The organism is Chryseobacterium scophthalmum, from assembly GCF_900143185.1.
Lineage (GTDB): Bacteria > Bacteroidota > Bacteroidia > Flavobacteriales > Weeksellaceae > Chryseobacterium > Chryseobacterium scophthalmum.
On record NZ_FSRQ01000005.1, the window covers coordinates 76,572 to 88,944 of the forward strand.

A 12,373-nucleotide genomic window follows, 5' to 3' on the forward strand; every position below is an offset into this window, starting at 1 on the left:
CTAAAAAACTCTATAAAGATTAAACCCAAAGAAAATCTGACCTTTCTCCCATTTTCCGGAAGCGTTTGTGAGATACCCAATATCTGAATTCAACTGGGAATTGGTAAATAAAAGCTGGAACACGTGTCCCCCAGTTTCTATATCCATCCCTAAAGAGAGCGGATTTTTATAAAAACTGTGATTATCAAAATTCACAAAATACTCAGCGTTGATCGATATTCTTTTCGAAATTTTATAACGCCCGCCTAAACCTGCTAAGAACTGATTTTTATCTTCAATCATCGGTTCATAAAGGTTTTTGTGAACATAAGAAGGTGTTAACTGCAGAGAAAAATTTTCATTAAACCTTCTAGAAATTAATGCCTGAGTAAGATAAGAAAGTCGATCTCCAAATTGAAGATGTGGATAATTATCTTTGCTGAGGTCTGTATTTACTGCCATCACATTATATCCAACAATATCAACCGGAAAGTTTTCACTTTGCTTAATTAACTTGTATTTCGCACCACCTTCAAAAGTTTTGAGATTGGTTTCTCGCGAAAGACTCAATGAAATATTATCTGTAACGCCATAAATAACACCTAGCTTTGTAGAAGCATCATCTAATCCGAAGAAGTCTTTAAACCCTTTGCTTACATCTCCAAAACGGTGCGCAATTACAATGTACCACTCGTTTTTTGCGGTAAGTTTTGTAGACTGCCCCGTAACAATCTGGAGCGCCTTAAAAGCCGGTGGCGAATTTTCTGTGTTTTTTGTTTGAATGGTGTCAATATCTTTCAAAAGGTCTTCCTGAGCAAAGGCAAAACCTGAAGCAAATATTGACAAAAAAAGGAGAGTTTTTGTCATACACATAATTGTTTATTATTCGTATGACAAACATATACACTTATAATTCTAAAAATAGGTGATAAAAGTCACCGAGTGAATTGTTTTTATCAATCGGAAAGTTAAAAATATTAAATATAATTGATTAGCTCAATCTAACATTCTCATTTACAAGCATTTTTATACCTTCTTTAGTTTGGGTAATTTCGCCTTCGTTTTCCACTTTTTTTAAAACACGACTAACAACTTCTCTTGAGGTTCCCAAATTATTGGCTATTTCTTTGTGGGTAATCTTAATTGGGTTGTTTCCGGTGATAGAAATCTGTTGTTTGATATAGTTTAAAACTCTTTTATCCAGTTTATGAAAAACCGCATCGTTCACCATTTTCATAATGTCAGTAAAACGAAGATCAAATTCGTAGTAAAAAAGCTTATTAATTTGGGGATATTTGATGAGCCACTCGAGCAAAACGGCAGCAGGTATTAAGAGTGCCTCTGTGTCTTCTTCTGAAACAACATATACCCTGCTTACAAAATCATTAAAAATCGTTGAAAAACTCATTAGGCAAGTTTCTCCGGATCTTATATAATTATAAATAAGCTCTCTTCCGTCATTTAGAGCATATACTTTTAAGCTTCCGGTTATTACAAAAGGAATATTTTTTATTTTATTTCCTTCTGCAAGAATCTCAGTTTTTCCTTTTATTTTAGTCCTGGAAGAATGTTTCTGAATTTCTTCTAAAAAGTCATTTCCGAGAAATCCGAATTTTTCGAAGATAAATTGTTCATCTTTCATATTTTATCAACTTTGGCTAACAAATATAATTTAAAATGATTAGGAATGGTACAAAAATCTATTTACTTTATATTATTTAAGTCAATATGTTATAAAAATGAGAATGCCCCAACTTTCGTTGGGGCATTCTATATATTTAAGATAAATCTTAAGCGTTAACGTTGTTTCCTCCTAATACGAAAGGCTCAACTTCTTTGATTTCTCCGAATTGTTGCTCGTAGTTTGTGATGTTTTGCTGAAGTGCAGCTAAAACTCTCTTAGCATGAAGCGGAGCCAAGATTACTCTTGATCTCACGTTAGCTTGTTGTACACCCGGCATAAGCTGGATGAAATCTACTACAAACTCAGATGGAGAGTGGTTTACTAAAGCAAGGTTACAGTAAACTCCTGAAGCTACCATCTCGTTAAGTTGGATGTTGATGTTGTTTGGATCGTTGTTTTGATTTTGATTGTCCATTGTATAAGTTATATTTTTAAAAATGAAATTTGAGATTGTGAAAGTATAAAAATAATTTCAAACCTCAAATTTCAAATCATTAATTTTAGTTAAGGTCTTCGAATTCTTTCTTAGAACCCACAATTACATTTTGATACTCTTTAAGACCTGTACCTGCAGGGATTCTGTGTCCTACAATTACATTTTCTTTAAGACCATTCAAACTGTCTACTTTACCAGCAACTGCTGCTTCGTTTAGAACTTTAGTTGTTTCCTGGAATGATGCTGCAGACATGAATGACTTAGTTTGTAGAGCGGCTCTTGTAATACCTTGCAATACTGGTGTTGCAGTAGCAGGTAAAGCTTCTCTTACTTCAACTAGAGCCTGATCTTCACGCTTCAACTTAGAGTTTTCGTCTCTTAGTTCTCTTGCAGTAATCATTTGTCCTGGTCTGAATTCTTTAGAATCTCCAGCTTCAGTAACCACTTTAAGACCAAATACTCTATTGTTTTCTTCTAAGAAATCAAACTTATGCTCTAAAGCAGCTTCAAGGAACTGAGTATCACCTCCGTCAACGATTGATACTTTTGTCATCATCTGTCTTACGATGATTTCAAAGTGCTTATCGTCGATTTTTACCCCTTGTAGACGGTAAACTTCCTGAATTTCATTTACTAAATATTCCTGAACCGCAGTTGGTCCTTTGATCTTCAAGATATCGTCTGGAGTAACTGAACCGTCAGAAAGTGGCGAACCAGCTCTTACGAAGTCATTCTCCTGTACTAAGATTTGGTTTGATAATTTAACTAAATAAATTTTTCTCTCACCAGTTTTAGCTTCAACGATCAATTCTCGGTTACCTCTCTTGATTTTTCCGTAAGAAACTACCCCGTCGATTTCTGTAACAACCGCTGGGTTTGAAGGGTTTCTTGCTTCGAATAATTCGGTAACTCTCGGAAGACCTCCGGTGATATCCCCTGTCTTTGCAGCTTTTCTTGGGATTTTAATTAAGACTTTACCAGCCTTAATTTTTTCACCATCGTTTACCATTAAGTGGGCTCCTACCGGTAAGTTGTAACCTTTCTGTTCAACACCTTTAGAATCTACCACTTTCAAAGTAGGTACGGCTTTCTTATTTCTAGATTCAGAGATTACTTTCTCTTCGAATCCTGTTTGTTCGTCAATTTCAAGTTGGAATGAAATACCTTGAATAATATCTTCGTATTCTACCTTACCTGAAGTTTCTGCAATAATTACCGCGTTATACGGATCCCATCTACAGATTGTATCTCCTTTGCTTACTTTATCACCTGGTTTTACAGCTAATATAGCACCATAAGGTACGTTAGCAACCATCAATGGAGTTCTTGTTTCGTTATCAGCAACCAATCTAAATTCTGTTGTACGAGAAACTACTACTTCTGCAGTGTTACCGTTTTCGTCTTCAGAAGTAATTGTTCTTACCTCATCCAATTCTACGATACCATCTCTTCTAGCAATAATTGATGGGTTTTCTGAAACGTTTGTAGATACACCCCCTTGGTGGAAAGTTCTCAACGTAAGCTGAGTTCCTGGTTCCCCAATTGATTGTGCAGCAATAACCCCTACAGCTTCACCCATATGGATCATCTTACCTGTTGCTAAGTTTCTACCGTAACATTTAGCACAGATTCCTTTTTTAGTTTCACAAGTAAGTGGTGAACGTACTTCAACAGCTTCTAATCCAGCTTCTTCAATTCTCTTAGCCAACTTCTCAGTAATTACCTGATCAGCTACAACAATCATTTCGTCAGTTTCTGGATCGTACACATTGTGTAACGAAACTCTACCTAAGATTCTTTCAGAGATTTTTTCAACAATCTCGTCATTTTTCTTAAGTGCAGTAACTTCTGTACCTCTTAAAGTTCCACAATCGTCTTGTGTAACAATAACGTCTTGTGCAACGTCTACCAATCTTCTCGTTAAGTAACCCGCATCGGCAGTCTTAAGAGCGGTATCCGCAAGACCTTTACGAGCACCGTGAGTAGAGATAAAGTATTCTAAGATGGAAAGACCTTCTTTAAAGTTTGCAAGAATAGGGTTTTCGATAATTTCCGCACCGGTAGAACCAGCTTTCTGCGGTTTTGCCATCAAACCTCTCATCCCTGATAACTGACGGATCTGTTCCTTAGAACCCCTTGCTCCAGAGTCAAGCATCATGTATACAGAGTTGAACCCACCTTGGTCAGTTTTCATTCTGCTCATGATCATTTCAGTTAATCCAGCGTTGGTGTTTGTCCAAACGTCAATTACCTGGTTATATCTTTCAGTATCAGTAATTAGACCCATGTTATAGTTGGCTCTAATTTCGTCTACAGTTTCAATAGAAGTAGCAATCATCTGCTTTTTCTCAACAGGAACTACGATATCCCCTAATGAGAACGAAAGACCTCCTTTGAATGCGTTTGAGTAACCTAAGTCTTTCATTGCATCCAAGAACTTCACAGTTGTAGGGAAATCTGTATCAGCAAGAATTTTACCGATAACATTTCTTAATGATTTCTTAGTAAGAAGCTCATTAATATATCCTGACTGTTTAGGAACGATCTGGTTGAATAAGATTCTTCCTACAGAAGTTTCAGTTAATTTCGTAGTGATTACTCCATCTTCTTTAATAGGAAGTCTACATCTTACTTTAGCGTTCAATGAAACTCTACCTTCAGCATAAGCGATTTCCGCTTCTTCCGGAGAGTAGAATGCAAGACCTTCACCTTTTACTTTCATTGTCTCGGTAGAGCTCAATTCTTTGGTCATGAAATAAAGACCAAGAACCATGTCTTGAGATGGTACTGTAATTGGAGATCCGTTTGCAGGGTTCAAGATATTTTGAGAACCTAACATTAATAACTGAGCTTCAAGGATCGCTTCTGGTCCTAACGGTAAGTGTACCGCCATCTGGTCACCATCGAAATCGGCGTTGAATGCTGTTGTTACTAACGGGTGTAATTGGATTGCCTTACCTTCGATCATCTTAGGTTGGAAAGCCTGAATACCTAGTCTGTGAAGCGTAGGTGCTCTGTTTAGTAAAACAGGGTGACCTTTCATCACGTTTTCTAGAATATCATAAACTACAGGTTCTTTTCTATCAATAATTCTCTTTGCAGATTTTACTGTTTTTACAATCCCTCTTTCAATTAGTTTTCTAATGATAAACGGTTTGTAAAGCTCAGCTGCCATATCTTTAGGAATACCACATTCGTGAAGCTGCAAGTTTGGGCCTACAACAATTACCGAACGCGCCGAGTAATCTACCCTTTTCCCAAGTAAGTTCTGACGGAAACGACCTTGCTTACCTTTCAATGAATCTGAAAGTGATTTCAATGGTCTGTTTGATTCAGATTTTACTGCAGAAGATTTTCTTGTATTATCGAATAATGAATCTACAGATTCCTGAAGCATACGCTTCTCGTTTCTCAAGATTACTTCAGGAGCTTTGATCTCCAATAATCTCTTCAAACGGTTGTTTCTGATAATAACTCTTCTATAAAGGTCATTTAAGTCAGAAGTTGCGAAACGTCCTCCATCCAATGGAACTAATGGTCTTAATTCTGGTGGAATTACAGGAAGCACACGCATAATCATCCACTCTGGTCTGTTGATCATTCTTGTATTAGCACCTCTCAATGCTTCTACAACGTTCAATCTTTTCAGGGCTTCAGTTCTTCTTTGCTTAGAACCTTCGTTGTGAGCTTTGTGTCTCAAATCGAAAGACAATGCATCAAGATCGATTCTTTTTAATAGTTCCTCAACAGCTTCAGCACCCATTTTAGCGATGAATTTGTTTGGATCTGAATCATCAAGATACTGGTTTTCTACAGGAAGAGTTTCCATGATATCAAGGTATTCTTCTTCTGTAAGGAATTCCATGTGGTCAAAATCAGCACCGTCTAATTTCTTAGCAATACCTTGTTGAATTACCACATATCTTTCGTAATAGATAATCATATCCAATTTCTTGGAAGGAATACCTAAAAGGTAACCAATTTTGTTTGGTAAAGAACGGAAATACCAAATGTGCGCAATAGGAACAACCAAACCAATATGTCCGATTCTTTCTCTACGTACTTTTTTCTCCGTAACCTCTACACCACAACGGTCACAAACGATCCCTTTATAACGAATTCTCTTGTATTTACCACAAGCACATTCGTAATCTTTGATAGGACCGAAGATTTTTTCACAGAACAAACCGTCTCTTTCAGGCTTGTGCGTTCTGTAGTTAATAGTTTCCGGTTTAAGAACCTCTCCTCTTGAGTCCTGTAAAATAGACTCTGGTGAAGCTAAACCGATGGTTATTTTATTAAATCTACTTGATTTATTTTTATTTGACATTTGTTAGATTTTAAATTTTAGATTTTAGATTTTAGATTAATTTTTGAATGTTTCCATTCAACATTTATAATTTAAAATTTAAAATTATTCCTCTAGTCTTACGTCTAATCCAAGACCTTGTAACTCGTGAAGTAGTACGTTGAATGATTCAGGAATACCTGGTTCAGGCATTGCTTCACCTTTCGCAATCGCTTCATAAGTTTTTGCTCTACCAATCACGTCATCTGACTTCACAGTAAGGATCTCTCTCAAGATATTTGATGCTCCAAATGCTTCAAGAGCCCAAACCTCCATCTCTCCGAATCTCTGACCTCCAAACTGAGCTTTACCTCCTAATGGCTGTTGAGTAATCAATGAATAAGGTCCGATAGAACGTGCGTGCATTTTGTCATCAACCATGTGTCCTAATTTCAACATATAGATAATACCTACTGTTGCAGCCTGAGTAAATCTTTCTCCGGTACCACCATCATAAAGGTGAGTGTGACCGAATTTAGGAACTCCTGCTTTCTCAGTGTACTCAGTAATCTGATCAAGAGTAGCACCATCAAAGATAGGCGTAGCAAACTTCAATCCTAATGTTCTACCTGCCCATCCTAAAACGGTTTCGTAGATCTGACCGATGTTCATACGAGAAGGTACCCCAAGTGGATTCAATACGATATCTACTGGTGTTCCATCTTCCAAGAATGGCATATCTTCTTCACGAACGATTCTCGAAACGATACCTTTGTTACCGTGACGACCTGCCATTTTATCTCCAACGTTTAGTTTACGTTTTTTAGCGATATACACTTTAGCCAACTTCATGATACCTGCTGGAAGCTCATCTCCGATAGAAATTGCGAATTTCTCACGGTTTTTAACTCCCTGAATATCGTTGAATTTGATTTTATAGTTGTGAATTAATTGTTTGATTAATTCATTCTTATCGTTGTCAACAGTCCAATCAGCACCGCTTACGTTAACGTAATCTTCAACTGAAGTCAATAATTTATGAGTAAATTTCATACCCTTACCGATGATTTCTTCATCTAAGTCGTTGGTAACTCCCTGAGAAGTTTTACCGCTAACAAGAGTATTTAATTTTTCAATTAAACTATTTCTTAACTCGTCAAACTTAGCCTTGTAAGTGTTTTCAATCTCTTCAAGTTTAAGTTTTTCTTCAGTTCTTTTCTTTTTATCTTTAATGTTTCTAGAGAACAATTTCTTGTTGATAACAACACCTCTTAATGAAGAATCTGCTTTCAATGAAGCATCTTTTACATCACCAGCTTTGTCACCAAAGATTGCTCTAAGAAGTTTCTCTTCAGGAGTTGGGTCAGATTCACCTTTTGGAGTAATCTTACCAATCATGATATCACCAGGCTTCACTTCAGCACCGATTCTGATCATCCCGTTCTCATCAAGATCTTTTGTAGCTTCTTCAGAAACGTTAGGAATATCTGCTGTCAATTCTTCCATACCTAATTTGGTATCACGAACTTCAAGAGAATATTCATCTACGTGGATTGAAGTAAACCAGTCTTCACGTACAACTTTTTCGTTGATTACGATCGCATCCTCAAAGTTGTAACCCTTCCAAGGCATGAACGCAACTACTAAGTTTCTACCAAGAGCCAATTCTCCTTTTTCAGTAGCATAACCGTCGCAAAGTACTTGTCCTTTTTCCACTACATCTCCTACTCTTACGTTTGGTCTTAGGGTAATTGTTGTACTCTGGTTAGTTTTTCTAAACTTCGTAAGGTTATATGTTTTAGTAGCAGATTCGAATGATACTAGATCTTCGTCTTCGCTTCTTTCATATTTAATTGTAATCTTGTCTGCATCAACGTACTCAACAGTACCTGTACCTTCAGCGTTGATCAAAATTCTAGAATCTTTTGCAACTTGCTGTTCCAGACCTGTACCTACGATTGGAGCTTGTGGCTTCAACAAAGGAACTGCCTGACGCATCATGTTTGATCCCATCAATGCACGGTTCGCATCATCATGCTCCAAGAATGGAATTAATGAAGCTGAAATACCAGAAATCTGGTTTGGTGCAACATCGATCAAGTTAACTTCAGAAGGCTCAACTACAGGATAATCACCATCTAGACGAGCAATAATTCTGTCTGTGATAAATGTACCATTGTCATTCAACTCAACGTTTGCCTGAGCAATTACTTTATCTTCTTCGTCTTCCGCGTTTAAGTAAATAGGATCTGCATTTAAATCTACAGTACCTTCGCTTACTTTTCTATATGGAGTTTCGATGAAACCTAAAGTATTGATTTTAGCATAAATACCTAAAGATGAAATCAAACCAATGTTTGGTCCTTCAGGAGTTTCGATAGGACAAATTCTACCATAGTGAGTATGGTGAACGTCACGTACCTCGAAACCTGCTCTTTCTCTTGATAAACCACCAGGTCCTAGAGCAGAAAGTCTACGCTTGTGCGTGATTTCTGATAGAGGGTTGGTTTGGTCCATAAACTGAGAAAGCTGGTTGGTACCAAAGAATGAGTTAATTACTGATGTTAAAGTTTTAGCATTAACAAGATCTAGTGGAGTAAAGATTTCATTATCTCTAACGTTCATTCTCTCCTTAATCGTTCTTGCAATTCTAGAAAGACCTACACCGAACTGTCCTGCTAATTGCTCACCAACAGTTTTAATTCTTCTGTTTGATAAGTGGTCGATATCATCAACCTCAGCTTTAGAGTTTACCAATTCGATCAAGTGTCTTACAATCGCAATGATATCTTCTTTTGTAAGAACCTCAGTTGTAGTCGGGATATTAAGACCTAACTTTTTGTTTAGTCTGTAACGTCCTACTTCACCCAATGAATATCTTTGCTCAGAGAAGAATAATTTTTCGATAATTCCTCTTGCAGTTTCCTCATCTGGTGGATCTGCATTTCTTAACTGACGATAAATATATTCTACCGCTTCTTTTTCAGAGTTGGTAGGGTCTTTTTGTAATGTATTCTGGATGATAGAGAATTCATTTGCATTTTCTTTGTGAATCAAGATAGATTTCACACCTGCATCCAAAATAAGATCTAAATGTTCTTTTTCAAGAATCGTTTCTCTATCTAAGATGATTTCGTTTCTTTCGATAGAAACAACCTCACCAGTATCTTCGTCTACGAAATCTTCGAACCAAGTGTTCAATACTCTCGCAGCCAAAGTTCTACCTTCTACTTTTTTAAGAGCAGCTTTAGAAACTTTCACTTCTTCAGCAAGATCAAAGATCTGAAGGATATCTTTATCAGATTCAAAACCGATTGCTCTTAATAACGTTGTTAAAGGTAATTTTTTCTTACGGTCGATATACGCGTACATTACGCTGTTGATATCGGTAGTAAATTCCATCCAAGATCCTTTGAAAGGGATAATTCTTGAATAATACAATTTTGTTCCGTTTGCGTGGTAAGTCTGTCCGAAGAATACACCCGGAGATCTGTGTAACTGAGTTACAATAACACGCTCTGCTCCGTTGATAATGAAAGAACCACTGTCTGTCATGTAAGGAACCGGACCTAAATACACATCTTGTACAACTGTCTGAAAATCTTCATGTTCAGGATCTGTACAATACAATTTAAGTCTTGCTTTTAGAGGAACTGAATACGTTAAACCTCTTTCCACACATTCATTGATTGAATAACGTGGAGAATCTACCAAATAATCTAAGAATTCCAATACAAATTGGTTTCTAGAATCGGTAATTGGAAAGTTTTCTTGGAAGGTTTTGTGCAAACCTTCTTTCTTTCTGTCCTCAGGAAGTGTGTCTAGTTGGAAAAAATCTTTAAATGACTCTAACTGGATATCTAAGAAATCCGGAGTAATGATTTTTCCTTTAGCCGAAGAGAAATTAATTCTCTCAACTCCCCTAGTTGTTGATGTTGTTTTACTCATAAAACTTTTAAGAAAGGGTTAAAAAATATTTTGTTTTTATTCAAAAATATCAGAAAGAAGAAAGGTAAAAGACAAAAGTGAAAAGGAAGAAGTGTTTTTGGCGCTCACGAAAGACCTTGACTCTTATTACTTTATACATGTCTCTTTCTAACTGCAACACTGGTATATCTTTTCACAGTGTAATGCAAAATATTTTTATTTTTATCTAACGACGAAAAATCGCAATTACAGCAAAAACACAGAAGACCCTTTCAAATTAACGAAAGAGCTGATTTTCAATATTTTACCGTAATATGTTTAATTTTTAGCGCCAAAAGAGACTGCAAATTTACAAAATTTAATTTTCTTACGCAATAAAAAACCACTTCATAATGAAGTGGTTATATAATTTATTTTTAAAAAAAATTATTGAATAGGCTCGAGCACCTGAACCGAAAGCGCAGTTCCTGCCATTTGAGCATTCAAAGTAGGAGATGCAGCTTGATTAATACCTATATGAAGTGTATTACCACTTGGAAGATTACGCGCAATACAAGCAAATTTCACATTATATGTTGTTGGTTGATTGTTTGTCAATGTTAGATTACGTAATGAAGCATTAAAATTCAAAATCCTGTAAGATCCGGATGTTCCGGCTACATTATTCGTTCTCACTAATTTTAATTGATTATTAACGAAGATTCCACATCCAAAAGATCCTACTCCTGTATTCCCCGTAATCTGAGCAACGGTTTGAACAGAAATATTAACAATATTAGATGCCTTAGTTACTTTAACTGCTGGTATTTCAACGCCTGAAATCACAGACCATCCAGTTATACTTGTATTTTCATTATAAGGATCAACAGCACCACCAGTGGTAAAAATAACCCCTGCAGTTGTAGATTTTGTATAATTTGCTGTTAAAATAACACCATCGAGATATCCTGTAGGCAAATCAAATTTTTTCCAAACAGCAACAGTATCAGCTCTTGCAGCCAAAAGATCACCTGCAGTTCCAGAGTTTCCTACAGCAGCATCACTACCACCCAAATTAATTTCATTATTAATATTTATAGAACCATTAACATCCAAAGTACTTCTTGGTGTGGTTGTAGAAACGCCCACATTACCTGTCTGTCCAAAAATCTGGAAAGATATTAATCCGAAGATTATTAAAAAAATATTTGTTTTCATGTATTGTAGTATTTCTAATTATAAACAGGAATTGAGTTTGTTGCTGGCGGTTTTTCATAAGTCTGTATCGTCAAAGAAGATTTTGCCATAAAATCATTAAGGTTAGTAGCATTAGGAATAGCTTTCCCAACACTAAAAATCCCAGTATAATTAATATTTGCTCTTCTTTTACATGCAACTTTTGCTGTGTGATTACCAGCAGATAACCCTGTCGCTGTAGCTATAAGATTATAAGTATAGAAAGGTGATCCGCCTCCTGTTTGGCTTAGTGTGTATACTCGTATTCCTTTCAATTGGTCATCGACAAAAATTCCACACGAAAAATCTACAGCATTATTCACAGTATTAGATCCCGATTGAGCAATAGTTTCTAACGACAGAACTACAATATTATTAGTTGCAACATCTATCTGAAACGTCTTAGCCAAAGCTGTAATTTCATATCCTACTGTATTTGAGCCACTCTGTATGTAAGATGCCAAAGTTTGATTTTCGGCATGAATCTCATTTCCACTAAGAGTTCCCCCTCCCGGTAAATCTACACCTGCTTGTGTTTCGGCACCTTCATTATTAAAGATTGTATAATAGAATGGGTTGAAGTTTGGTCTTCTAATCAATTTCCATTCAGGAGGATTATTAGGGCCTTTTGACACTAATACGGTTCCTGAATTCCCAACAGCTCCATCTGTAGAAAGAGCAGCGTTTGGCGTAGTAACACGTATTAAATTTCTTACACTTAGATTTCCTTGTACGTCAAGAGTTGCGCGGGGAGTGTCAGTATTGATTCCTATTGATTGTGAATGCATCATTGAAACAAATGCGAACGTCACAAATAGATATATAAATTTATTCATTTGATTAT

7 protein-coding genes are annotated in these 12,373 nt (G+C 36.3%); all 7 read right to left on the bottom strand.

The window, feature by feature from the left end; genetic code table 11:
* The 7 genes from BUR17_RS18520 to BUR17_RS18550 all read right to left on the bottom strand — a co-directional run bounded on the left by BUR17_RS18520 (position 1) and on the right by BUR17_RS18550 (position 12,365).
* Positions 1-846 (bottom strand): DUF5777 family beta-barrel protein, encoded by an 846-nt coding sequence (locus BUR17_RS18520; RefSeq protein WP_074231989.1) that lies wholly within the window; start codon positions 844-846, stop codon positions 1-3.
* A gap of 124 nt (positions 847-970) precedes the next feature.
* A complete protein-coding gene (locus BUR17_RS18525; RefSeq protein ID WP_074231990.1) occupies positions 971-1,621 on the bottom strand; it encodes a Crp/Fnr family transcriptional regulator in 651 nt (216 codons plus the stop codon).
* Between the two features lie 148 nt (positions 1,622-1,769).
* Positions 1,770-2,078: a DUF3467 domain-containing protein gene (locus BUR17_RS18530; RefSeq protein WP_066676059.1), complete on the bottom strand. Its 309-nt coding sequence runs from the start codon at positions 2,076-2,078 to the stop codon at positions 1,770-1,772.
* Between the two features lie 85 nt (positions 2,079-2,163).
* Positions 2,164-6,429: a DNA-directed RNA polymerase subunit beta' gene (rpoC, locus tag BUR17_RS18535; protein WP_074231991.1), complete on the bottom strand. Its 4,266-nt coding sequence runs from the start codon at positions 6,427-6,429 to the stop codon at positions 2,164-2,166.
* Between the two features lie 84 nt (positions 6,430-6,513).
* On the bottom strand, positions 6,514-10,335 hold the full coding sequence (gene rpoB, locus BUR17_RS18540) for a DNA-directed RNA polymerase subunit beta (protein ID WP_074231992.1): 3,822 nt from the start codon (positions 10,333-10,335) through the stop codon (positions 6,514-6,516).
* Between the two features lie 405 nt (positions 10,336-10,740).
* On the bottom strand, positions 10,741-11,511 hold the full coding sequence (locus BUR17_RS18545) for a hypothetical protein (RefSeq protein WP_074231993.1): 771 nt from the start codon (positions 11,509-11,511) through the stop codon (positions 10,741-10,743).
* Between the two features lie 14 nt (positions 11,512-11,525).
* Complete coding sequence (locus tag BUR17_RS18550) at positions 11,526-12,365, bottom strand: hypothetical protein (protein ID WP_143747622.1); 840 nt, start codon at positions 12,363-12,365, stop codon at positions 11,526-11,528.
* Positions 12,366-12,373 lie beyond the last annotated feature (8 nt).

Coding starts and splice junctions, on each gene's coding strand:
- BUR17_RS18550 (WP_143747622.1), bottom strand. CDS start 12,365: ATGAATAAATTTATATATCTATTTGTGACGTTCGCATTTGTTTCAATG.
- BUR17_RS18545 (WP_074231993.1), bottom strand. CDS start 11,511: ATGAAAACAAATATTTTTTTAATAATCTTCGGATTAATATCTTTCCAG.
- rpoC (WP_074231991.1), bottom strand. CDS start 6,429: ATGTCAAATAAAAATAAATCAAGTAGATTTAATAAAATAACCATCGGT.
- BUR17_RS18520 (WP_074231989.1), bottom strand. CDS start 846: ATGACAAAAACTCTCCTTTTTTTGTCAATATTTGCTTCAGGTTTTGCC.
- rpoB (WP_074231992.1), bottom strand. CDS start 10,335: ATGAGTAAAACAACATCAACAACTAGGGGAGTTGAGAGAATTAATTTC.
- BUR17_RS18530 (WP_066676059.1), bottom strand. CDS start 2,078: ATGGACAATCAAAATCAAAACAACGATCCAAACAACATCAACATCCAA.
- BUR17_RS18525 (WP_074231990.1), bottom strand. CDS start 1,621: ATGAAAGATGAACAATTTATCTTCGAAAAATTCGGATTTCTCGGAAAT.